This window comes from Streptomyces sp. NPDC058637 (assembly GCF_042717325.1).
Lineage (GTDB): Bacteria > Actinomycetota > Actinomycetes > Streptomycetales > Streptomycetaceae > Streptomyces.
In genome coordinates this window covers 53,783-76,868 of sequence record NZ_JBHXRD010000035.1, presented here as the reverse complement: position 1 = coordinate 76,868, position 23,086 = coordinate 53,783, and the positions used below count along the sequence as shown (strand labels likewise).

The window sequence follows — 23,086 nt, the reverse complement described above, 5'->3', positions numbered from 1 at the left end:
GCCCCGCCGTGTGCCGGCCGGGGGTCCGTGCCCTCGCGATTTCTTGGGTGCAGCTGTTGGGGGGGGGGGGCCGCCCGTCCCCCCCCCCCCACACGCATGTCCGCCCCGAACCCCTCCGGAACCCGTCCCGAAGAGGGGCAGGGGCAGGCCCACCCGGATGGAGCAGGCCACCACGAGAGCCTGACCACCGGGAACGGTTACGGTGCCGGGGGGAGCGGCCGCGGTACCGGCGCCGATGCGCGCGCCGTGACGAACGGGCCACCGGGCCCGGCCCGTGTGTGGTCCCGCCCCCGGACCGGTCCCGGGGCACCCCGCGACGAACCGGCCGCCCCGGAACCGGCCCCTCGCGGGGCGGGCCACCAAGTGCGGGCCACCGACCGGGCCGCCGACCGGGCCGCCGACCGGGCCGCCACCGGGCACGGTCCCACGCACGCGGACGGCCTGCCCGAAATCGGCGCCGCGACGGGCGGCTGCCCGACCGGGCCCCTGTGCCACGGCGCCGGCCGCCCCGAAACCGGTCCCTGACGGCGGGCCGACGAAGCCGCCCCGCCCCGCGCGGCAGGCGCGGGACAGAGACGGGACGGGGCGGGGCGGGCGTGGTGTCAGCCCTCCTGGCGGGACGGGCGGCGCAGGCGGACGGGCAGGCGGTCGCGGATCGGACGGCCGGCCCACCGCGCGGTGAGCGCCGCGCGGCGCTCCGAGACCGCCCAGACCACCCGAACGGCCGAACGCGGCGCGATCGTCGCCCGCAGCCGTCCCGTGCGACCGGTGGCGGCGCGCAGCCCCGCCCGTACGGTCAGCACATCCTCGGACAGGCCCGTGGCAGCGCGGGGCTCGGGCGCGTACAGCACCTGCTCCACCGCCCCCGCCACCCGATGCGCCGCGGCCGCCGCCGCGCCGTCGAGCTTCCCCAGCCGGACGACCCGCGCCGCCGCCTTCCGCGGGGTCTGCGACTCGTCCGGCCCGATGCCGTGGTCCCAGGCCGTATCGGTGATCTCCCGCCACGCCGCCAGGACCCGGGCCGTGGCATCGGCGGGCGTCCGGCCCCCCGAGTGGCCCAGTCGCCGGGAACCCGCCCGCAGCCGCCAGAACATCGGCAGCAGCGGGAGCGACAGCACCGCCAGGGCACCGAGCCCGACCAGGAACACCGTTCTCACCGTGGTCCACGGACCGCCGGAGCCCACCGGCACGGGAGCCGCCGACGCACCGCACTCACCCTGGCGCCGCATCTGCTCCGGGCAGGACTCCGAGACGGAGGGCGCGGCCGTGGGCGCCGCGGAGATGCCCTCCGACGGCTGCGCCGGACTGCTCGGCCCCTCCGAGGGAGCCTCCGGCCGCGTGTACGACGGGGTCGTGCCCCGGGACGGGGTCGGCTCGAAACGGGTCCAGCCCACACCCTCGAAGTACAGCTCGGGCCAGGCGTGCGCATCCCGCAGCCCGACCGACAGCGAACCGTCCGCCTGGACCGTGCCCGGGGTGAAGCCCACAGCCACCCGGGCCGGTATGCCCAGCGTCCTGGCCATCGCGGCCATCGTGAACGAGAAGTGGACGCAGAAGCCCTCCTTGTCCCGGAGGAAGCGCTCGATCGCCGCGGTGCCGGTCCCCGACGTCACCGTCGTGTCGTAACGGAAACCGCCCTCGGAGGCGAACCAGTCCTGCAGCCTGACCGCTCGCTCGTAGTCGTCGGTGGCCCCCTCCGTCACGCTCTCGGCGGTCTCCGGGACCACGTCGGGCAGCGAATCCGGGACCCGTGTGTACTCACGTGCCAGTTCCGAGCGCGGTGCCATCGCGTTCGCGAGCTGCCCGGAGGTCGGCTCCACCACCAGGCTGCTGACCTCGTACCGGGCGCCACGCGTCGTCTGGCCGTCGTCGCCGACGAGCGTGCGCCCCTCGGGCTCGAACCGCCAGCGGCCCTCGACGTCCACCTCGCTCGCCGGGTACGGGAGCGGCAGATACGTCTGCTGGTACGAGGGCGACGCGGAGATGTTCGTCCTGATCTCGGTGACGGAGACATCCGTACTCAGGCCGGCCGGCTGCGGAAGCCTGTCCGGCACATCCCTCAGCCGGCGGGTCGACGGCCGCCACTCGCTCCCGTCGAACCGGTCCAGGGCCAGGATCCGCAGATACATGTCCTGCGGGTTCGTGGCGTTGGTGCGGAACGACATCACCTCCCGGTTCTCCGGCTGGTTCAGATTGTTCTGGAGCGACACCAGCGGGTTCACCGCGGAGATCGTGCCCCCGCCGCCACCCCTGCCGCCGCCGCCCGTGCCGCTCAGCAGCCCGCCGTCCAGGGCCGGCAGCGCGGCGGGAACCACCAGCGCTATGCCCAGCGCCACCGCACCGATACGCCGGCCGGTACGGACCGGGGCGAGAGCGTGCCCGGACGGTCCTTCGAAGCCGGACGCCAGACCACCCGAGGAACGCGAGACACCGCCGAAGACCCGCCCCCACCGCGACAGCCGGTCCCTGCCCTCGGCCAGCAGCAGGAGCAGATAGCCGCACGCCGCGAGGAGGAACCAGAGCCGGCCCGCCCCTCCGTCGGAGAGCCCGGCCGCGACCGAGTAGAGCGCGAGCAGCGGCAGACCCGCGGGCGCCGCCGTACGGAACGTCACCGCGAGGACGTCCACCGCGAGTCCTATCAGCAGCACCCCGCCGATCAGCATCAGCTGGATGCCGTCCGTCGCCGGCGCCGGAGTGTCGTACCTGCTGACGTCGTCGGCACCCGAGGTGAGCAGCTCCGCGAGCCGCTGGACCGCCTGCGGGCCGGGCAGCACGCCGAACAGCGCGTGTTCCCTGGCGAACGACACGGTCAGCAGCAGCAGGGTGACCAGCAGCTGGAGGGAGACCGTCAGGGTCCGGGCCAGCGGAACCCGGCGGGCGAGAGCCCCCACCCCGCCCTGGATCGCCAGCAGGAAAGCCGCCCGCAGGATCCACTTCGACGGCTCGACCAGGGGCAGCAGGGCCCCCGACGCCATCATCGTCGCCGCGAAGGCGCACAGCGCCAGCCGAGTACGCCCGCTCATGACCATCCCCCGGAGAAACCTGTCGTCGCACCGGCCGTGCCGGGCTGTCCCACGGAGCGCTCCTGGCCCGCCTGCTGCCACAGCTGGGAGAGGGCGGCCCCCGGCGGAACCGCCATGGCCGTCCAGCCGGCCTCGCGCAGCAGCCGCAACCGGTCGGCGGCCGGCGCCGGAGAAACGCCGTCCCCGCCGCGCGCCCAGTCGGCACCGTCCAGCACGAACGCGACCGCCGCGCCGCTGCGCTGCCGCATCCGGGCCGCCACCGCCGTCTGCTCCTCGTCGAGATCACCGAAGAACGCGACCAGCAGCCCCTCGCTGTTCCCGCGCAGCACCTCGTACGCGCGGGAGAGACCACCCCCGTCGGAATGGTCGACGACCGCCAGGGTGTCCATCATCAGGCCCGCAGCCTCCGCCGACTCCTGCGTCGACCCGGCGAAGCCGTCGGCGCTCTCGCCCGGCACGGAACCACCGTCGTCCGTCAGCAGCCGTACGGCGAAGCCCCGCTCCAGCATGTGCACCAGCGCGGAAGCCGCACCCGACACCGCCCACTCGAACGCCGAATCCGGCCCGGCCCCCTGGTACGCCACCCGCCGGGTGTCCAGCAGCACCGTGCACCTGGCCCGCTGCGGCTGCTCCTCACGGCGCACCATCAGCTCGCCGTGGCGCGCGGTGGAACGCCAGTGCACCCGGCGCAGGTCGTCCCCGTGCCGGTAGCCGCGCGGAATGATGTCGTCCTCGCCGGCCAGGGCGAGCGAACGCTGCCTGCCGTCGCCGTACCCGGACGCCTCGCCCGCCAGCCGCAGCGTCGGAAGCGTCTCGGTGCGGGGGATGACGACCAGGGTGTCGTAAGCGCTGAAGGAACGGGTCAGCTCACACATCCCGAACGGATCGCTCAGCCGCAGCTGCAACGGCCCCAGCGGGTAACGCCCACGCAGGTCCGACCGGACCCGGTAGGACACCTCACGCCGGCCGCCCGCCTCCACCCGGTCCAGCACGAACCGGGGCCGCGGGCCCAGCACGTACGGCACCCGGTCCTGCAGCATCAGCAGACCCGTGGGCAGCCGGGACACGTTGTCCATCCGCAGATGGACCCGCGCCTCCGACCCCGCGGGCACCCGCGACGGCGACAGCCGCCGGCTGCCCGCGACCCGGTAGCGGGTGCGGTAGAGCACCGTCACACAGACGAGGGGAAGCACCGCCAGGAGCAGCCCGACCCGCAGCAGGTCGCCCTGGCCCAGCGCATAGGCGCAGACCGCGGCGGCGACGCCGGCGGCGAGGAAGGACCGCCCCCGTGTCGTCAGACCGCTCAGCGCGGCCCGCAGGCCGCCCTTGTCGTCGCCGTTGTCCACGGGGCCGGGCGCTCCGGCCGCCATCACAGCCGCCGTGCGCCGGGCTGCCGGCCGTGGACCGGGCGGCCGGCCTGGTGCTGCGGCTGCGCGGGGGCGGCCCCGTCGCCCGTGGTGGGCACGGGCGTGCGCTGCAGGATCTCCAGCACGACCTGCTCGGCGGTACGGCGGTTGAGCTGTGCCTGCGCCGTGGGCAGCAGCCGGTGCGCGAGCACCGCCACCGCGAGTGCCTGGACGTCGTCCGGCAGCGCGTAGTCACGCCCGCCGAGGGCTGCCGACGCCTTGGCCGCACGCAGCAGATGCAGCGTCGCACGCGGCGAGGCACCGAGTCTGAGGTCCGGGTGATGACGGGTCGCCCCCACCAGGTCCACCGCGTACCGCCGTACGGATTCGGCCACATGGACCATGCGCACCGCGTCGATCAGCTTCACGATGTCGTGGGCGTGCGCCACCGGCTGCAGGTCGTCCAGCGGCGAGACCCCGCCGTGCACGTCGAGCATCTGGAGCTCGGCCTCCGCACTGGGATAGCCGATCGACACACGGGCCATGAACCGGTCCCGCTGAGCTTCGGGCAACGGATACGTGCCCTCCATCTCCACCGGGTTCTGCGTGGCGACGACCATGAACGGACTGGGCAGTCGGTAGGTCTCGCCGTCGATCGTGACCTGGCGCTCCTCCATCGACTCCAGCAGTGCCGACTGGGTCTTCGGCGACGCGCGGTTGATCTCGTCGCCGATCACGATCTGGGCGAAGATCGCCCCGGGCTTGAACTCGAAGTCCCGGCGCTGCTGATCGAAGATCGAAACCCCGGTGATGTCCGAGGGCAGCAGGTCGGGCGTGAACTGGATGCGCCGCACCGAACAGTCGATGGACCGCGCCAGCGCCTTGGCCAGCATCGTCTTGCCTACCCCGGGCACATCCTCGATCAGCAGATGCCCCTCGGCGAGCAGTACGGTCAGCGAAAGCCGTACGACCTCAGGCTTGCCCTCGATCACACCCTCCACCGACCTGCGCACCCGCTCCGCTGTGGTGGTCAGATCTGTGAGGCTCGCTCGATCGTCATAGGTCGTCACCCGGCCCTCCTCGGCCCTTTTGCGCACGGGCCGACGCACAGAAATGCCCGGTCCGCCCCGAAATACGGACGCTCTCCGGAGGACCCGGAGACCGTCACACCCACATTCTTGTTGCCGTTACCGCTTCGTGTCACTCGCCTGTGGACAACCAAGAGCGAAATGCCGGGTGTGGGCCGTATGTCGATCGAAAGCCGAGAGGGCGGAGCTACGGGAAGGTACTTCAGGACACGGGAAGGATCTCGCGCAGCCGTCCGGTCGTCACGTCGAAGACGAAGCCGCGGATGTCATCCGTGTGCAGGAGGAACGGCGAGGTGCGCACGCGCTGCATCGACTGGCGTACGTCCTGGTCGGCGTCCTTGTACGCCTCCACCGCCCAGACCGGACGCTGTCCGACCTCGTGCTCCAGCTCCTGCCGGAACTCCTCGGTGATGCTTTCGAGGCCGCAGTTCGTGTGGTGGATGAGAATGACGCTGCGGGTGCCGAGCGCCCGCTGGCTGATGGTCAGCGAACGGATGACGTCGTCGGTGACCACGCCGCCCGCGTTGCGGATGGTGTGGCAGTCGCCCAGCTCCAGGCCGAGCGCGTCGTGGAGGTCGAGACGGGCGTCCATGCAGGCGACCACGGCGACACGGAGCACCGGACGCGCGTCCATGCCGGGGTCGCGGAACTCGCCCGCGTAGGCGGCGTTCGCCTCGACGAGCCGGTCGGTGACCGTCCCGCCGGATCGGGCCGCACCTGCGACGGGAGTGGTTTCGGCGGAGGACTGCGCGGAAGTCGACATGGCTAAGACGTTAGCTCTCACCGCGGCTCCTGGCGCCCTGTGGAGGGGGACAAAGAACATCAACAAGACTTGTTGTGAGGTACTCCACAAGCCTCACGGTCCTGCGTCCGGCCGGGTGAGGGTCCCTGCCCGTGCGAGTGGTGCGACGCGCTGCCCGGTTCGTTGATCAGGAATCGATCGAATGGCAGGGTGGACTAAAGTGACGCGAAGTTACCGACACGCCTGCACATTGTGCACAGTTTGCATGTTTTCGAATTCCCCGTGATGTGCGGCGTACATGCGGCCCGGCCCTCTCCCGCTCGTCGGTCGGCCGACGCCCCTTCCCCGGCGTCGGCGGACCTCCCCTTCCGAGCGGGCGGGGACCAGACCGCACGTGCGGCCACGCGGGACAGAGCCTGAGAGGGCGCATTGAGCCAGACCCGACATGTCCCGGTGATGCTCCAGCGATGCCTGGACCTGCTGGCCCCGGCTCTGGAGGCGACAGGACCGCAGCCACCGGTGGTCGTGGACTGCACCCTCGGTCTCGGCGGCCACAGCGAGGCCCTGCTGACCTCCTTCCCCGACGTCCGGCTGATCGCGCTGGACCGCGACAAGGAGGCGCTGCGGCTGTCCGGCGAGCGCCTCGCCCCGTACGGCGACCGGGCCACCCTGGTGCACGCCGTCTACGACGAACTGCCCGAGGTACTCGACCGGCTGGGCGTCCCCAAGGTCCAGGGGATCCTGTTCGACCTGGGTGTCTCCTCCATGCAGCTGGACGAGGCCGACAGGGGGTTCGCGTACGCCCAGGACGCACCGCTCGACATGCGCATGGACCAGACGACCGGCATCGGCGCGGCCGAGGTGCTCAACACCTACCCGCCGGGCGAGCTCGTGCGGATCCTGCGCGCGTACGGCGAGGAGAAGCAGGCCAAGCGGATCGTCTCCGCCGTCGTACGCGAACGCGAGAAGGAACCCTTCAGCAACAGCGCCCGTCTGGTCGAGCTGATCCGCGACTCCCTGCCGCAGGCGGCCAAGCGCACCGGCGGCAATCCGGCCAAGCGGACCTTCCAGGCCCTGCGCATCGAGGTCAACGGCGAACTCGCCGTCCTGGAGCGGGCCGTCCCGGCCGCCGTGCGGACCCTCGCCGTCGGCGGCCGGATCGCCGTCCTCTCGTACCACTCGCTGGAGGACCGGCTGGTCAAGCAGGTCTTCGCGGCCGGTGCGGCCAACACGGCGCCGCCCGGACTGCCCGTCGTCCCCGAGCGCTACCAGCCCCGTCTGAAGCTGCTGACCCGCGGCGCCGAACTGCCCACCGAGGAGGAGGTCGCCGAGAACCGGCGGGCCGCCCCCGCCCGGCTGCGCGGCGCACAGCGGATCCGCGAGGAGGAGCGGTGAGCGCGCCCCGCCGGGCGGCCGGCCGGGGGCCGGGAAGGGCGGGGGAGCAGCGGTGACCGGGACGGCCGAGCAGATGAAGGGGCGGGCCGGCCGGCTCGCGCGGCTGATGCCCTCGGGGCCGAACACCGCCGCCCGCACCCCCTTCGTCCTGCTGGTCGTGCTGCTCCTCGCCGGTGGCCTGATCTCGCTGCTGCTGCTGAACTCGGCGCTCAACGAGGGGTCCTTCAGGCTGAGCAAGCTGAAGAGGGAGACCACCGAACTCACCGACGAGCAACAGGCCCTGCAGCGCGACGTCGACAGCTACTCCCAGCCGGACGCGCTGGAGCGACGCGCCCGCCGGCTCGGCATGGTGCCCGGCGGCAACCCCGCCTTCCTGAACCCGGACGGCAGCGTCCGCGGGGTGCCCGAGCGGGCCGCCGCCGAGCCGTCCCCGGTGCCCGCCCCCGAGCCTGCGGCGAGCACCACCCCCGACCCGGCCTCCTCCGCGCCGCCCACGACCTCCACCACCCCGCCCCCGACGAGCCCCGGCAGGTGACGCAGTGCCGTCCAAGGAACCGCCGCGCCGCCGTGCCCCCGGCCCCGCGCGCCCCCGGAACGGCGCGAGCGGTTCCGGGCGGCCACGGCCCTCCGCACGCCGGGAGTCCGGGAGACCCCGGTCCTCGCCGGGCCGGCCGCGCAAGGGGTCCTCGCGCGGCGGCCCCCCGCAGTCCATCCGGCTCGGCAACCCGCGCCCGCGACTCCGCCTGATCAGCCTCTGCCTGACGCTCGTCATGCTGGCCTTCGTCGTCCGCCTCCTCCAGGTCCAGGCGGTCGACGCCAGCGCGTACTCGGCGAAGGCCGAGAAGAACCGCTACCTCGAGTACACGATCGCCGCCGAACGCGGCGAGATCACCGACCGTGGCGGGATCGCCCTGGCCACCAGCGTCGACGCGCACGACATCACGGCCGACCCGAAGATGTTCACCCCCGAGGACAGCAAGGCCCCGGACGCGCCGCAGCAGGCGGCGGCGCTGCTGGCCCCGATCCTCGGCAAGGACGTGGCGGAGCTGACGAAGAAGCTCTCGACGCCCGACAGCCGCTACACCGTGCTGGCCCGGCGGCAGACCCCGCAGGTCTGGAAGCAGATCAAGGACCTCAAGTCCGTCTTCGCCGAGAAGGCCGCCGAGGACAGGGCGGCCGGCGGCCCGGGCGCCGACGTGCTGGCCGGTGTGCTCCAGGAGACCACCACCAAGCGGGTCTACCCCAACGGTGATCTCGCCGCCGGGATACTGGGCTTCGTCAACGCCGAGGGCAAGGGCGGCGGCGGCCTGGAAGCACAGCTGAACGGGCAGCTCCAGGGCGAGGACGGCAAGATCAGGTACGCCCAGGCCGGCGGCCGTCCGGTACCGACCGCCGGATCCAAGGAGATCCCGGCCGTCGAGGGCACCGACATCGAGCTGACCATCGACCGCGACATCCAGTGGGCGGCCCAGCGGGCCATCGCCGACCAGGTCGAGGAGTCGGAGGCGGACCGCGGTTACGTGATCGTCCAGAACACGAGGACCGGCGAGGTGCTGGCCATGGCCAACTCCCCCGGCTACGACCCGAACGACCTCTCGCAGGTCAATTCGGCCGCCCTGGGCAACGCGGCGCTCCAGGACGTGTACGAGCCGGGCTCCACCAGCAAGGTCATGTCCATGGCCGCGGTGCTGGAGGAGGGGGTCGCGACCCCCGGCACGCACGTCACCGTCCCCAACCGGCTGCACCGCGGGGACCGGGCGTTCAGGGACGACATCGACCACCCCACCTGGTACCTCACGCTCAACGGGGTCCTCGCCAAGTCGAGCAACATCGGCACCATCCTGGCCACCGGGCAGCTCGGGAAGACGCAGTCGGAGGCCAACGAGGTCCTGTACTCCTACCTCCGCAAGTTCGGCCTCGGCAGCACCACCGGGCTCGACTACCCCGGCGAGTCGCCGGGCATCCTCGCCAAGCCCCAGGACTGGTCGACCTCCCAGCAGTACACGATCCCGTTCGGCCAGGGACTCTCGCTCAACGCCATGCAGGCCGCGTCGGTCTACCAGACCATCGCCAACGGCGGCGTCCGGATCGAGCCGACCCTCGTCCGCGGCACCAAGGGCGCCGACGGCCGGTACACGGCGTCCGAAGCCCCCGAACGCACCCGTGTGGTCAGCGAGAAGACCGCCACGACGCTGGCGAAGATGCTGGAGTCCGTGGTCGACGACCGGGAGGGCACCGGGACCAAGGCCCACATCCAGGGCTACCGGGTCGCGGGCAAGACCGGGACGGCCAACCGCGTCGATCCCGTACGGGGCATCTACAAGGGCTACACGGCGTCCTTCGCGGGCTTCGCCCCGGCCGACGATCCGCAGGTCGCCGTCTACTGTGCGATCCAGAACCCCACCAAGGGCAGCTACTTCGGCGGACAGATCTGCGGCCCGATCTACAAGAAGGTCATGGAGTTCGCCCTGAAGACCCTCCAGACCGCGCCCTCCGGCAGCGACCCCGCCCGGCTGCCGGTGTCCTTCGACCCCGGCGAGTGACCCGGAAAGCGCGCAGTGACCACCATCACCCCTGATCCCGGGAACCGGAACGAGAAGTACCGCAACCCCAACCCCTCGCTTCGCGAGAGGCCGGGTCGGCCCGGTACGCTCACCGCCGTGCCCCACGCTGATCAGTTCCAAACCACTCAGAAGGACGCGCTTGTGACCTATCCGGGAGCGCCCCGACCGGACCGGCTGCGGCCGACCTCCCTCGGAGAGCTGGCAGCCAGGCTCGGTGCCGGACCGCAGGATTCCGGTGAGGTCACCGGAATCACCCACGACTCCCGGGCCGTGCGCCCCGGAGACGTGTACGCGGCCCTGCCCGGCGCCCGCTTCCACGGTGCCGACTTCGCCGCCCAGGCCGCCGGCCTGGGCGCCGCCGCGATCCTCACCGACCCGGCGGGCGCCGGACGCGCCGCCGCCACCGGCCTTCCGGTCCTGGTCACCGAGGACCCGCGCGGCCGGATGGGCGGCATCGCCGCCGAGATCTACGGGCGGCCCGGCATCGGCCTCCTGCAGATCGGCATCACCGGAACCTCGGGCAAGACCACCACGGCCTACCTGGTCGAGGGCGGCCTGCGCGGCGCCGGACGCAGCACCGGGCTGATCGGCACCGTCGAGACGCGGATCGGCGACGAGCGCATCAAGTCGGAGCGCACGACGCCGGAAGCTACCGACCTCCAGGCCCTGTTCGCCGTCATGCGTGAACGCGGCGTCGAGGCGGTCGCCATGGAGGTCTCCAGCCACGCCCTGGTGCTCGGCCGCGTCGACGGCTGCGTCTTCGACGTCGCCGTGTTCAACAACCTCAGCCCGGAACACATGGAGTTCCACTCCGGGATGGAGGACTACTTCCAGGCGAAGGCACAGCTGTTCACCCCGCAGCGCAGCAAGCTCGGGGTCGTCAACTTCGACGACGAGTACGGCCGCAGGCTGGTCGACGAGGCGTCCGTCCCGGTCGTCACCTTCTCCGCCGAGGGCCACCCGGACGCCGACTGGCGGGCCGAGGGCGTCGAAGTCGGCCCCCGGGACAGCGGTTTCACCGTGATCGGCCCCAAGGGTGAGCGGATCGCCGCCACGGCCCCGCTGCCCGGCCCGTTCAACGTCGCCAACACCCTCGCCGCGATCGTCACCCTGGCCGTCGCCGGGGTCGACCCGCAGACCGCCGCCGACGGCGTCGCGTCCGTCCCCGGTGTGCCGGGACGGCTGGAACGCGTCGACGCCGGACAGCCGTACCTCGCGGTCGTCGACTACGCGCACAAGACCGACGCCGTCGAATCCGTCCTGCGCTCCCTGCAGAAGGTCACCGAGGGCCGGGTGCACGTCGTGCTCGGCTGCGGCGGCGACCGTGACACGACCAAGCGCGGCCCGATGGGCGCCGCCGCGGCCCGGCTCGCCGACACCGCCGTACTGACCTCGGACAACCCCCGCTCCGAGGACCCCCTGGCGATCCTCGCCGCCATGCTCGCGGGCGCCGCCGAGGTGCCCGTCCACGAGCGCGGCGACGTGCTCGTCGACGCGGACCGGGCCGCGGCCGTCGCCGCTGCCGTCGCCCGCGCCCAGCCCGGCGACACCGTGCTGGTGGCCGGAAAGGGACACGAACAGGGACAGGACATCCACGGGGTGGTACGCCCCTTCGACGACCGCGAGGTCCTGCGCGGGGCCATCGAGCGCTCCCTGGGGCGCACGAGCGCCGTGCACGCCCCCGAGGACCGCGCACACACCCACGAGAACAACAGTCAGGGATGACCAAGTGATCGCCCTTTCCCTCGCCGAGATCGCCGAAATCGTCGGCGGGCAGCCGCACGACATACCGGACCGGTCCGTCACCGTCACCGGCCCCGTCGTCATCGACTCCCGAGAAGTGCGGCAGGGCTCGCTGTTCGCCGCGTTCGCCGGCGAGCGCGTCGACGGCCACGACTACGCGCGCCGCGCCGTCGAGGCGGGAGCGGCAGCCGTGCTCGCCGCCCGCCCCGTCGGTGTCCCGGCGATCGTCGTCGACGACGTCGTGGGGGCACTCGGCGCCCTCGCCCGCGCCGTCGTCGAACGCCTCGGCACCACCGTCGTCGCGCTCACCGGCTCGGCGGGCAAGACGTCCACCAAGGACCTCATCGCCCAACTGCTGGAGCGCAAGGCGCCCACCGTCTGGACACCGGGGTCCCTCAACAACGAGATCGGCCTGCCGCTCACCGCGCTGCGCGCCACCGCCGAGACCCGTCACCTCGTGCTGGAGATGGGCGCGCGGGGGGTCGGCCACATCCACTACCTCGCCGAGCTGACCCCGCCGAGGATCGGCCTGGTCCTCAACGTCGGCAGCGCCCACCTCGGTGAGTTCGGCAGCCGCGAGGCGATCGCCCAGGCCAAGGGCGAGCTCGTGGAGGTCCTTCCCGAGGACGGCCTCGCCGTGCTCAACGCCGACGATCCGCTCGTCCGGGCCATGGCGTCCCGCACAGAAGCCCGGGTGCTCCTCTTCGGAGAGGCCCCGGATGCGGACGTACGGGGAGAGAACGTCCGGCTCACCGACGACGGCCGCCCCGCTTTCGCGCTCCACACACCTACCGGGTGCAGCGACGTGACCTTGCGCCTGTACGGTGAGCACCACGTGTCGAACGCGCTCGCCGCGGCCGCCGTCGCCCATGAGTTGGGCATGTCCGTGACTGAGATCGCCGAGGCGCTCTCCGAGGCGGGCACCCTCTCCCGCTGGCGCATGGAGGTCACCGAGCGTCCGGACGGTGTGACGGTCGTCAATGACGCCTACAACGCGAACCCCGAATCCATGAGAGCCGCACTCCGTGCGCTGGCTGCCATGGGCAAGGCCTCACGGGCGGGAGGGGGACGTACGTGGGCGGTGCTCGGTCAGATGGCCGAGCTCGGCGACGCGTCGCTCGCCGAGCACGACGCTGTCGGACGGCTCGCCGTCCGGCTCAACGTCAGCAAGCTCGTCGCTGTCGGAGGAAGAGAAGCCTCCTGGCTGCAACTGGGCGCATATAACGAGGGTTCGTGGGGTGAGGAGTCGGTGCACGTGTCCGACGCACAGGCGGCCGTCGACCTGTTGCGCAGTGAACTGCGCCCGGGAGACGTCGTGCTGGTGAAGGCGTCCCGGTCGGTCGGCCTGGAGAGGGTCGCCCTGGCACTGCTGGGGAACGCGACCGAGGGCGAGGTCACCGTCCGATGAGGCAGATCCTCTTCGCGGGAGCCATAGGGCTCTTCCTGACCCTGGTCGGCACTCCGCTGCTGATCAAACTTCTGGCCCGCAAGGGCTACGGGCAGTTCATCCGGGACGACGGCCCGCGTACCCACGGCAGCAAGCAGGGCACGCCCACCATGGGTGGTATCGCCTTCATCCTGGCGACGATCATCGCGTACCTGCTCGCGCACCTGATCACCGGCGAGGACATCCGGTTCTCCGGCGTCCTCGTCCTGTTCCTCATGGCCGGGATGGGCCTCGTCGGCTTCCTCGACGACTACATCAAGATCGTCAAGCAGCGCTCGCTCGGTCTGCGCGCCAAGGCGAAGATGGCCGGGCAGCTGATCGTCGGCATCGCGTTCGCCGTGCTCTCGCTCCAGTTCGCCGACCTCCGGGGCAACACCCCGGCGTCCACCCGGCTCTCCTTCGTGGAGGACTTCGGCTGGTCCATCGGACCGGTGCTGTTCGTCGTCTGGGCGCTGTTCATGATCCTCGCCATGTCCAACGGCGTGAACCTGACGGACGGTCTGGACGGCCTGGCCACCGGCGCCTCGGTGATGGTCTTCGGCGCGTACACCTTCATCGGGCTGTGGCAGTTCCAGGAGTCCTGCGCCAACGCGACCACGCTGACCAACCCCCAGGCGTGTTTCGAGGTACGCGATCCACTCGACCTCGCGGTCGTCGCCTCCGCGCTGATGGGCTCCTGCTTCGGCTTCCTGTGGTGGAACACCTCGCCCGCGAAGATCTTCATGGGCGACACCGGTTCGCTGGCCCTCGGCGGCGCCCTCGCCGGCCTCGCGATCTGCTCCCGCACCGAGTTCCTGATGGCCATCCTCGGCGGCCTCTTCGTGATGATCACCATGTCCGTGGTCATCCAGGTCGGTTCGTTCAAGATGACCGGCAAACGGGTCTTCCGCATGGCGCCGCTCCAGCACCACTTCGAACTCAAGGGGTGGTCCGAAGTCCTTGTCGTGGTCCGCTTCTGGATCATCCAGGGCATGTGCGTGATCGTCGGACTCGGTCTCTTCTACGCGGGATGGGCAGCCAGGAAGTGAGCAACGTGGACTGGCGGGGCAAGCACGTCACGGTCGCCGGGCTCGGCGTCAGCGGTATCCCCGCGGCCCGCGCCCTGCACGAGCGGGGGGCCCTCGTCACCGTCGTCAACGACGGCGACGACGAGCGCTCCCGCGCCCAGGCCGCCGAACTGGAGGCGCACGGCATCACCGTGCGCCTCGGCGACGGGGCCACCCTGCCCGGGTCCACCGAGCTCGTCGTCACGGCTCCCGGCTGGAAGCCCGACAAGCCGCTCTTCCTGGCAGCCGCCGAGGCGGGCGTCCCCGTCTGGGGCGACGTCGAACTCGCATGGCGGCTGCGGGGGCAGGACGGCAGGGAACCAGCACCCTGGCTCGCGGTCACCGGAACCAACGGCAAGACCACGACCGTACGGATGCTCGCCTCGATCCTCTCGGCGGCCGGCCTGCGCACCGCGGCGGTCGGCAACATCGGGGTGTCCCTGCTGGACGCGGTGCTCGGCGACGAGACCTACGACGTACTCGCCGTCGAGCTGTCCAGCTACCAGCTGCACTGGGCGCCCTCGCTGCGCGCCCACTCCGCGGCCGTCCTCAACCTGGCCCCGGACCACCTCGACTGGCACGGCTCCATGGCCGGTTACGCGGCCGACAAGGGCCGGATCTACGAGGGCAACAGCGTCGCCTGCGTCTACAACGCGCAGGACGGTGCGACCGAGGACCTGGTGCGCGGGGCCGACGTCGAGGAGGGCTGCCGGGCGATCGGGTTCACCCTCGGTACGCCGGGTCCCTCTCAGCTCGGAGTGGTCGACGGCATCCTCGTCGACCGGGCCTTCGTGACCAACCGGCAGAAGCAGGCCCAGGAGCTCGCCGAGGTCGGCGACGTCGATCCGCCGGCCCCGCACAACATCGCCAACGCCCTGGCCGCGGCGGCGCTCGCCCGCGCCTACGGCGTACCGCCGACGGCCGTACGCGACGGGCTGCGGGCCTTCCGCCCCGACGCCCACCGCATCGAACACGTCGCGGACGTCGCCGGGGTCACGTACATCGACGACTCCAAGGCCACCAACACCCACGCCGCCGAGGCATCCCTCGCGTCCTACGACCCGATCGTCTGGATCGCCGGCGGCCTCGCCAAGGGCGCCACCTTCGACGAGCTGGTGACCGGGGCCGCGAAGCGGCTCAGGGGCGTCGTGCTGATCGGCGCCGACCGCGCGCTGATCCGCGAAGCCCTGGCGCGACACGCCCCCGAGGTACCGGTGGTCGACCTCGACCGGACCGACACTGGGGCGATGTCCGCGGCGGTCGGGGAGGCGGCACGGCTCGCCCGGCCGGGCGACACCGTACTGCTGGCACCGGCCTGCGCCTCGATGGACATGTTCGTCAACTACAACAAGCGGGGCGAGGCGTTCGCGGACGCGGTCCGCCAACTCGCCGACGACAGCGCCTGACGGGCCGGGCCTCCGCGCCGTACCGTCCCGGAGTACCGGGACACCGACGGCACCGCCGAGGTCCTGCGGGCCCCGGCGACAGTCCCGGGCACGAGCAGTGGAGGGGACAGCGACAATGCCGGCCGACGAGAGCCCAGCCGCGCGCGGAGCGGATCGCTCACGGGCGGGAGCGGCGATCAGCCGGGCGTTCACCCCGCCCCTGCTCGCAGGCCCGCTCCCGGCAGGCCCCGCGGGCAGCCCCGGGCCCCCGGGGCTCGTCCTGCGGAGCCGCCCGGCCACCGGCTCCCGAAGGCCCCCCTCGCCCCGCGGCGGTGGCGGCCGGAGCTCCGCACCCAGGCCGCCCCGCGGCGCCGGGGTGCGCAGGGTGTACGAGCGGGCACGAAGGGCCTGGGACCGGCCTCTGACCGCCTACTACCTGATCCTCGGGTCCAGCCTCCTGATCACCGTGCTCGGGCTCGTGATGGTCTACTCCGCCTCGATGATCAAGGCCCTGGAGCTCGCGAAGCCCGGCACCTACTTCTTCCGCAAGCAGTTCCTCGCCGCGGTGATCGGCGCAGGGCTGATGCTGCTCGCCTCCAGGATGCCGGTCAAGCTCCACCGGGCGCTCGCCTACCCGCTGCTCACGGGCACGGTCTTCCTGATGGTGCTGGTCCAGGTCCCCGGGATAGGGATGTCGGTCAACGGCAACCAGAACTGGATCTACCTGGGCGGCCCCTTCCAGCTCCAGCCGAGCGAATTCGGCAAGCTCGCCCTCGTCCTGTGGGGCGCCGACCTGATCGCCCGCAAACAGGACAAACGGCTGCTCGCGCAGTGGAAGCACATGCTGGTGCCTCTCGTGCCGGTCGCCTTCATGCTGCTCGGGCTGATCATGCTCGGCGGCGACATGGGAACGGCGATCATCCTCACCGCGATCCTGTTCGGCCTGCTCTGGCTGGCCGGCGCTCCCACCAGGCTCTTCGCCGGGGTTCTCGCCTTCGCGGGCCTCATCGGCTTCCTGCTCATCAAGACCAGCCCCAACCGGATGTCGCGGCTCGGCTGCATCGGCGCGTCCGAACCCGGCCCGGGCGACTCGTGCTGGCAGGCCGTGCACGGAATCTACGCCCTGGCGTCCGGTGGATGGTTCGGTTCCGGTCTGGGCGCGAGTGTGGAAAAATGGGGGCAACTGCCTGAACCCCACACCGACTTCATCTTCGCCATCACCGGGGAGGAGCTGGGTCTGGCGGGGACGCTGTCGGTGCTCGCCCTGTTCGCGGCTCTAGGCTATGCGGGTATCCGCGTGGCCGGACGCACGGAGGACCCCTTCGTCAGGTACGCAGCGGGAGGCGTGACCACCTGGATCACGGCGCAGGCCGTGATCAACATCGGTGCGGTGCTCGGCCTGTTGCCGATCGCCGGTGTCCCGCTCCCGCTGTTCTCCTACGGAGGATCGGCCCTGCTGCCGACCATGTTCGCGGTCGGGCTCATGATCGCCTTCGCGCGAGAGGATCCCGCCGCGAAAGCGGCCCTGGCCATGCGGAGGCCCGGGGTCAGATGGAAGACGATGAGACGGCGCGTCACGAAGCGTCCGTCCGGAGAGCGGTGAATTTCGGTGCATGTCGTACTCGCCGGCGGGGGGACCGCCGGCCACATCGAGCCCGCGCTTGCCCTCGCAGACGCCCTGCGCAGGCAGGACCCGACCGTGGGAATCACTGCCCTCGGCACGGAACGCGGACTCGAGACCAGGCTCGTACCCGAGCGGGGGTACGAACTGGCGCTGATCCCCGCCGTACCGCTGCCCCGTAAGCCCACACCCGAGCTGATCACCGTCCCGGGCCGGCTGCGCGGCACCATCAAGGCGGCCGAGCAGATCCTGGAGCGCACCAAGGCGGACTGCGTGGTCGGCTTCGGCGGCTACGTCGCCCTGCCCGGTTACCTCGCCGCCAAGCGCGCCGGGGTCCCGATCGTCGTCCACGAGGCCAACGCCCGGCCGGGCCTGGCCAACAAGATCGGTTCGCGGTACGCCCACGGGGTCGCCGTCTCCACCCCCGACAGCAAGCTGCGAGGTGCCCGCTACATCGGTATCCCGCTGCGCCGCACCATCGCCACCCTCGACCGGGCCCGGGTCCGCCCGGAGGCGCGTGCCGCCTTCGGCCTCGACCCCAACCTGCCGACGCTGCTGGTCTCCGGCGGCTCGCAGGGCGCCCGCCACCTCAACGAGGTGGTCCAGCGGGTCGCACCGCTGCTGCAGCGGTCCGGTATCCAGATCCTGCACGTGGTCGGACCGAAGAACGAATTGCCGCGCATCGACAACATGCCCGGGATGCCGCCCTACATCCCGGTACCGTACGTGGACCGGATGGATCTCGCGTACGCCGCGGCCGACATGATGCTCTGCCGCGCGGGCGCGATGACCGTCGCGGAGCTCACCGCCGTCGGGCTGCCGGCCGCCTTCGTCCCGCTGCCCATCGGCAACGGTGAACAGCGGCTCAACGCCCAGCCGGTGATCAACGCCGGCGGCGGCCTGCTGGTGGACGACGCGGCGCTCACCCCCGAGTGGGTGCAGGGCAACGTCCTTCCGGTGCTGGCGGATCCGCACCGGCTGTACGAGATGTCCCGGGCAGCCGCGGAGTTCGGGCGACGGGACGCCGACGACCTGCTCGTCGGCATGGTGTACGAGGCGATTGCCGCACGCCGCCAGGCGTGAGGCGGTGCGGACCCGGGGCGAGCGCCCCGGGTCCGGCGAAGGAGCGAGCGTGGCCGGACCGACGACCGCCCAGCGCGGCGCAGCCAAGCAGGCCGACACCCCGGCCCGCCCGCCGCACATCGGCCCCGAGGGGCGTCGGCTGACCGGCCGTGTGCGCATGGTCCTGGTCGCGGTCGCCGTGGCCCTGATCGCCGCGGCGACGGTCTGGGTGTTCTACGGATCCTCCTGGCTGCGGGTCGAGCAGGTGACGACCAGCGGCACCGACGTCCTGACCCGGGCGGAGGTGGAGGCCGCCGCGGCGGTTCCGGTCGGTTCTCCGCTGGTCTCCGTGGACATCGAGGCCATGGAGGACAGGTTGCGCCAGAAGCTGCCCCGTATCGACTCCGTGGATGTCGTACGGTCATGGCCACACGGTATCGGCCTTAAAGTGACCGAACGACGGCCGGTCCTGTTGGTGGAAAAGGGTGCGAAGTTCATCGAAGTGGACGCGAAGGGCGTGCGCTTCGCCACGGTGGACAAAGCGCCCCGGCACGTACCTCTTCTCGAGTTGGACTCCGACCGGTCGGCGAGTCTGCGACGCTTCGGCAGTGACCGTCTGTTGCGGGAGGCGGTCGACGTGGCGGGCGACCTCCCCGAGAAGCTGTCCCGGCAGACCGAGACCGTGCGGATCACCTCGTACGACTCCGTCGTCCTGGAACTGACCGGGGAGCGGACCGTTATGTGGGGCAGTGGTGAAGAAGGGCCCGTGAAGGCGCGGGTCCTGACCGCTCTCATGAAAGCCTCGCCCAAAGCGGGGCACTTCGACGTGAGCGCACCCACCGCCCCGGCGGCATCGAAGAGTTGACGCGTATTCGGCCTGGCCAGCACCCTGGTTGGTCAGCGCTACGGGTGATCACATAGGGTGAAAAGAAAAACGGGAGGTTCGGCGTGTTCGTTGAACGTGCGCCACTTGTCGACTTAGTGTCCTGTTCGGAAGAGTCCAAGAAGCGGACACACTGGTAACCCTGAACTTGAACGTTAGGGTTTGGGTCGGCGTTCGGACCGTCCCAATCGGCATCCGTCGTCGCGGCGGGACTACCGCGAAGCGACGACACGTAACTCGAGGCGAGAGGCCTTCGACGTGGCAGCACCGCAGAACTACCTCGCAGTCATCAAGGTCATCGGTGTCGGCGGCGGTGGTGTCAATGCCATCAACCGAATGATCGAGGTCGGCCTCAAGGGCGTCGAGTTCATCGCGATCAACACCGATGCGCAGGCACTGCTGATGAGCGACGCCGACGTCAAGCTCGACGTCGGCCGTGAACTCACCCGTGGCCTCGGCGCCGGGGCGAACCCCGCCGTCGGCCGCAAGGCCGCCGAGGACCACCGTGAGGAGATCGAGGAGGTCCTCAAGGGGGCCGACATGGTCTTCGTCACCGCCGGAGAGGGCGGCGGCACCGGCACCGGCGGCGCACCCGTCGTCGCCAACATCGCCCGCTCGCTCGGCGCCCTGACGATCGGTGTGGTCACCCGCCCGTTCACCTTCGAGGGCCGGCGACGCGCGAACCAGGCGGAGGACGGCATCGCCGAGCTCCGCGAAGAGGTCGACACCCTCATCGTCATTCCCAACGACCGGCTGCTGTCCATCTCGGACCGCCAGGTCAGCGTGCTCGACGCGTTCAAGTCGGCCGACCAGGTGCTGCTCTCGGGTGTCCAGGGCATCACCGACCTCATCACGACCCCGGGCCTGATCAACCTCGACTTCGCCGACGTCAAGTCGGTCATGTCCGAGGCCGGATCGGCGCTCATGGGCATCGGATCGGCCCGCGGCGACGACCGCGCGGTGGCCGCCGCGGAGATGGCGATCTCCTCGCCGCTCCTGGAGGCGTCCATCGACGGCGCCCGCGGGGTGCTGCTCTCCATCTCCGGCGGCAGCGACCTCGGTCTCTTCGAGATCAACGAGGCCGCGCAGCTGGTGAGCGAGGCCGCCCACCCGGAGGCCAACATCATCTTCGGCGCGGTCATCGACGACGCGCTGGGCGACGAGGTGCGGGTCACCGTGATCGCGGCGGGCTTCGACGGCGGACAGCCGCCGGCCCGTCGGGAGACCGTCCTCGGGGCGGGCGCCAAGCGCGAGGAGCCGGCTCCGTCGGCCCGGGCCGCCGAGCCGGCGCGCCAGACCAGCACGCTGGGCTCCGTGCCCCCGCGTGAGGAGACGCACGCGCCGGCCGAGCCGGTGCCGGCGGCGAACGAGAGCTCGCTGCCTCCGGTCTCCCCTCCGCACGTCCCGACGGCACGTCCCTACCAGGACTCCCAGGCCGAAGAGCTGGACGTACCGGACTTCTTGAAGTGATAGGTCCGCAGCACGCGGTGAAGACCGCGGGGTCTTCGGCGGGCGGCGCCCATTTCGCCTTCACCGACAGGTGGGGCGGAGTGAGCGCCGCTCCGTACGAGGAGCTCAACCTCGGCGGCGCGGTCGGCGACGACCCCGCCGCCGTCCGCGCGAACCGCGAACGCGCCGCGACCGGGCTCGGCCTGGACCCGGCGCGGGTCGTCTGGATGAACCAGGTCCACGGGCGCGAGGTGGCCGTCGTCGACGGCCCCTGGGGCGACGCGGGTGAAATCCCCGCCGTGGACGCGGTGGTGACCACCCGGCGCGGACTCCCGCTCGCGGTGCTCACCGCCGACTGCACCCCCGTACTGCTCGCCGACCCGGCGGCCGGAGTCGTCGCTGCCGCCCACGCGGGCCGGCCGGGACTCGTCGCGGGGGTCGTACCGGCCGCAGTCGAGGCCATGATCGCTCTGGGCGCCGAACCGTCCCGGATCGTCGCGCACACCGGGCCGGCCGTCTGCGGACGGTGCTACGAGGTGCCGGAGCGGATGCGCGCCGAGGTCTCCCGTACGGTCCCGGCCTCGTGGTCGGAGACCAGCTGGGGGACTCCGGCGGTGGACGTCACCGCCGGAGTGCACGCCCAGCTCGACGCCCTCGGGGTCGGCGACCGGCACAGCTCGTCGTTCTGCACCCTGGAATCGGGCGACCACTTCTCGTACCGCCGCGACCGCACCACGGGTCGGCTCGCCGGATATGTCTGGTTGGACTGATAGGGCATGACGGAACGTAGGGCGCAGCTCGCCGCGAACCTGGCACAGGTGGAGGAACGCATCGCGTCCGCCTGCGCGGCGGCGGGCCGCGAACGGGAGGAAGTGACCCTCATCGTGGTCACCAAGACGTATCCCGCGAGCGATGTGCGGATTCTGCACGGACTCGGTGTGCGCCATGTCGCGGAGAACCGGGACCAGGACGCGGCACCCAAGGTCGCGGCATGTGCGGATCTGTCGCTCACATGGCACTTTGTCGGACAGTTGCAGACGAACAAGGTCCGTTCCGTGGCGGGTTATGCCGATGTCGTGCAGTCCGTGGACCGGATCCGGCTCGTTTCCGCTCTCTCGGCGGCGGCGGTGAAGGGCGGACGTGAACTCGGCTGCCTCATCCAGGTCGCACTGGACGCGGAGAGCGGCGAGCGCGGTGACCGGGGCGGGGTCGCACCGGACGCGATCGAGGAGTTGGCCGCGGCGGTGGAGGCGGCACCCGGGCTCCGGCTCGGCGGCCTGATGACCGTCGCCCCGCTCGCGGGGCCGTACGCGGGCCGCCAACGGGCCGCGTTCGACCGCCTGGTGGAATTCTCATCCCGCCTGCGCGGGAACCATCCGGCTGCGAACATGGTCTCCGCGGGGATGAGTGCGGATCTCGAGGACGCGGTGGCGGCCGGAGCGACACATGTACGCGTCGGTACGGCGGTACTCGGAGTCCGACCCAGGCTCGGGTAACGTCGCGAAGCAAGTCGGACCACAGCAGAAAATATGGTCATTCCCGCTCCAGGCGGGCAGGCCGGAGTGGATCTCGGGCACTTGGTGACACGAATGCCGATCCACCACAGAGCGGAGGACTCGGAGCATGGCCGGCGCGATGCGCAAGATGGCGGTCTACCTCGGCCTCGTGGAGGACGATGGGTACGACGGTCCGGGGTTCGACCCCGATGACGAATTCGAACCCGAGCCGGAGCCCGAGCGGGACCGGCGGCGGCACCAGCCCGCGCATCAGGTGGAGCGGGAAAGGGACGAACCGGTACGAGTGGTGCAGCCGCCGGCGCAGCGTGAGCCGGTTCAGCTCCCGGCGGAAAGCGGACGACCCGCCCGAATCGCCCCCGTGGCATCCATCACACCTGACCGCCCGAACTTGGAGAAGAACGCACCGGTGATCATGCCCAAGGTCGTGTCCGAGCGGGAGCCCTACCGCATCACCACACTGCACCCCAGGACCTATAACGAGGCCCGTACCATCGGGGAACACTTCCGTGAGGGCACTCCGGTGATCATGAACCTCACGGAGATGGATGACACGGACGCGAAGCGACTTGTCGACTTCGCCGCAGGACTTGTCTTCGGTCTCCATGGCAGCATTGAGCGGGTGACGCAGAAGGTGTTCCTGTTGTCGCCTGCTAACGTCGATGTCACGGCGGAGGACAAGGCCCGCATCGCAGAGGGCGGGTTCTTCAACCAGAGCTGAGAACACGACACCAGGAACAACCCGGCCGCGAGGCCGGTGCCGGCCGGGAGGCCGGAG

General features: G+C 71.4%; 18 protein-coding genes. 14 read left to right on the top strand and 4 right to left on the bottom strand.

Annotation, left to right across the window (positions count from 1 at the left end):
* Positions 1-602 precede the first annotated feature (602 nt).
* The 4 genes from ACFWVP_RS28805 to ACFWVP_RS28790 all read right to left on the bottom strand — a co-directional run bounded on the left by ACFWVP_RS28805 (position 603) and on the right by ACFWVP_RS28790 (position 6,220).
* Entirely contained in the window at positions 603-3,023 is a 2,421-nt protein-coding gene (locus tag ACFWVP_RS28805; RefSeq protein WP_384500893.1) for a transglutaminaseTgpA domain-containing protein, read from the bottom strand.
* Positions 3,020-4,393 (bottom strand): DUF58 domain-containing protein, encoded by a 1,374-nt coding sequence (locus tag ACFWVP_RS28800; protein ID WP_384500892.1) that lies wholly within the window; start codon positions 4,391-4,393, stop codon positions 3,020-3,022. Before ACFWVP_RS28800 ends, ACFWVP_RS28805 begins: the two co-directional genes overlap by 4 nt.
* Positions 4,393-5,439, bottom strand: a complete 1,047-nt coding sequence (locus ACFWVP_RS28795; protein WP_384500891.1) for an AAA family ATPase — start codon at positions 5,437-5,439, stop codon at positions 4,393-4,395. Before ACFWVP_RS28795 ends, ACFWVP_RS28800 begins: the two co-directional genes overlap by 1 nt.
* 220 nt (positions 5,440-5,659) lie before the next feature.
* Positions 5,660-6,220, bottom strand: coding sequence for a beta-class carbonic anhydrase (locus ACFWVP_RS28790; RefSeq protein ID WP_384500890.1), 561 nt, complete (start codon positions 6,218-6,220; stop codon positions 5,660-5,662).
* Positions 6,221-6,628: 408 nt separating this feature from the next.
* Between ACFWVP_RS28790 and rsmH the strand changes: the two genes are divergently transcribed.
* From rsmH to ACFWVP_RS28720, 14 genes are all read left to right on the top strand, one after another.
* Complete coding sequence (gene rsmH, locus ACFWVP_RS28785) at positions 6,629-7,594, top strand: 16S rRNA (cytosine(1402)-N(4))-methyltransferase RsmH (RefSeq protein WP_384500889.1); 966 nt, start codon at positions 6,629-6,631, stop codon at positions 7,592-7,594.
* Positions 7,595-7,646: 52 nt separating this feature from the next.
* A complete protein-coding gene (locus ACFWVP_RS28780; RefSeq protein WP_384500888.1) occupies positions 7,647-8,129 on the top strand; it encodes a septum formation initiator family protein in 483 nt (160 codons plus the stop codon).
* Positions 8,130-8,133: 4 nt separating this feature from the next.
* Positions 8,134-10,137: a penicillin-binding transpeptidase domain-containing protein gene (locus ACFWVP_RS28775; protein WP_384500887.1), complete on the top strand. Its 2,004-nt coding sequence runs from the start codon at positions 8,134-8,136 to the stop codon at positions 10,135-10,137.
* Positions 10,138-10,152: 15 nt separating this feature from the next.
* Positions 10,153-11,883 (top strand): UDP-N-acetylmuramoyl-L-alanyl-D-glutamate--2,6-diaminopimelate ligase, encoded by a 1,731-nt coding sequence (locus ACFWVP_RS28770; RefSeq protein WP_384500886.1) that lies wholly within the window; start codon positions 10,153-10,155, stop codon positions 11,881-11,883.
* A 4-nt stretch (positions 11,884-11,887) separates the two neighbouring features.
* Positions 11,888-13,309, top strand: coding sequence for a UDP-N-acetylmuramoyl-tripeptide--D-alanyl-D-alanine ligase (murF, locus tag ACFWVP_RS28765; RefSeq protein ID WP_384500885.1), 1,422 nt, complete (start codon positions 11,888-11,890; stop codon positions 13,307-13,309).
* The gene (gene mraY / locus ACFWVP_RS28760) at positions 13,306-14,376 is read left to right on the top strand and encodes a phospho-N-acetylmuramoyl-pentapeptide-transferase (protein WP_384500884.1); all 1,071 of its coding nucleotides are present in this window, start codon (positions 13,306-13,308) and stop codon (positions 14,374-14,376) included. Before murF ends, mraY begins: the two co-directional genes overlap by 4 nt.
* Positions 14,358-15,800 (top strand): UDP-N-acetylmuramoyl-L-alanine--D-glutamate ligase, encoded by a 1,443-nt coding sequence (gene murD / locus ACFWVP_RS28755; protein ID WP_384500883.1) that lies wholly within the window; start codon positions 14,358-14,360, stop codon positions 15,798-15,800. The genes mraY and murD overlap by 19 nt, the downstream gene beginning before the upstream one ends.
* 115 nt (positions 15,801-15,915) lie before the next feature.
* Positions 15,916-17,382, top strand: coding sequence for a putative lipid II flippase FtsW (gene ftsW, locus ACFWVP_RS28750; RefSeq protein WP_384500882.1), 1,467 nt, complete (start codon positions 15,916-15,918; stop codon positions 17,380-17,382).
* 6 nt (positions 17,383-17,388) lie between these two features.
* Positions 17,389-18,483 carry an undecaprenyldiphospho-muramoylpentapeptide beta-N-acetylglucosaminyltransferase gene (gene murG, locus ACFWVP_RS28745; protein ID WP_384500881.1) on the top strand — a complete coding sequence of 365 codons (1,095 nt, stop codon included), beginning with the start codon at positions 17,389-17,391 and terminating at the stop codon, positions 18,481-18,483.
* A gap of 49 nt (positions 18,484-18,532) precedes the next feature.
* Positions 18,533-19,327, top strand: a complete 795-nt coding sequence (locus ACFWVP_RS28740) for a cell division protein FtsQ/DivIB (RefSeq protein ID WP_384500880.1) — start codon at positions 18,533-18,535, stop codon at positions 19,325-19,327.
* A 276-nt stretch (positions 19,328-19,603) separates the two neighbouring features.
* Entirely contained in the window at positions 19,604-20,815 is a 1,212-nt protein-coding gene (ftsZ, locus tag ACFWVP_RS28735; protein ID WP_384500879.1) for a cell division protein FtsZ, read from the top strand.
* 17 nt (positions 20,816-20,832) lie between these two features.
* Positions 20,833-21,564, top strand: a complete 732-nt coding sequence (gene pgeF / locus ACFWVP_RS28730) for a peptidoglycan editing factor PgeF (RefSeq protein ID WP_384500878.1) — start codon at positions 20,833-20,835, stop codon at positions 21,562-21,564.
* A gap of 6 nt (positions 21,565-21,570) precedes the next feature.
* Positions 21,571-22,290 carry a YggS family pyridoxal phosphate-dependent enzyme gene (locus ACFWVP_RS28725; protein ID WP_384500877.1) on the top strand — a complete coding sequence of 240 codons (720 nt, stop codon included), beginning with the start codon at positions 21,571-21,573 and terminating at the stop codon, positions 22,288-22,290.
* Positions 22,291-22,417: 127 nt separating this feature from the next.
* Positions 22,418-23,029: a cell division protein SepF gene (locus tag ACFWVP_RS28720; RefSeq protein ID WP_384500876.1), complete on the top strand. Its 612-nt coding sequence runs from the start codon at positions 22,418-22,420 to the stop codon at positions 23,027-23,029.
* The last annotated feature ends 57 nt before the right edge of the window (positions 23,030-23,086 follow it).

Excerpts from the sequence above, each read along its gene's own strand:
- ftsW (WP_384500882.1), top strand. The coding sequence starts at position 15,916 with ATGCCGGCCGACGAGAGCCCAGCCGCGCGCGGAGCGGATCGCTCACGG.
- murD (WP_384500883.1), top strand. The coding sequence starts at position 14,358 with ATGGGCAGCCAGGAAGTGAGCAACGTGGACTGGCGGGGCAAGCACGTC.
- mraY (WP_384500884.1), top strand. The coding sequence starts at position 13,306 with ATGAGGCAGATCCTCTTCGCGGGAGCCATAGGGCTCTTCCTGACCCTG.
- ACFWVP_RS28725 (WP_384500877.1), top strand. The coding sequence starts at position 21,571 with ATGACGGAACGTAGGGCGCAGCTCGCCGCGAACCTGGCACAGGTGGAG.
- ACFWVP_RS28805 (WP_384500893.1), bottom strand. The coding sequence starts at position 3,023 with ATGAGCGGGCGTACTCGGCTGGCGCTGTGCGCCTTCGCGGCGACGATG.
- ACFWVP_RS28800 (WP_384500892.1), bottom strand. The coding sequence starts at position 4,393 with ATGGCGGCCGGAGCGCCCGGCCCCGTGGACAACGGCGACGACAAGGGC.
- ACFWVP_RS28790 (WP_384500890.1), bottom strand. The coding sequence starts at position 6,220 with ATGTCGACTTCCGCGCAGTCCTCCGCCGAAACCACTCCCGTCGCAGGT.
- ACFWVP_RS28720 (WP_384500876.1), top strand. The coding sequence starts at position 22,418 with ATGGCCGGCGCGATGCGCAAGATGGCGGTCTACCTCGGCCTCGTGGAG.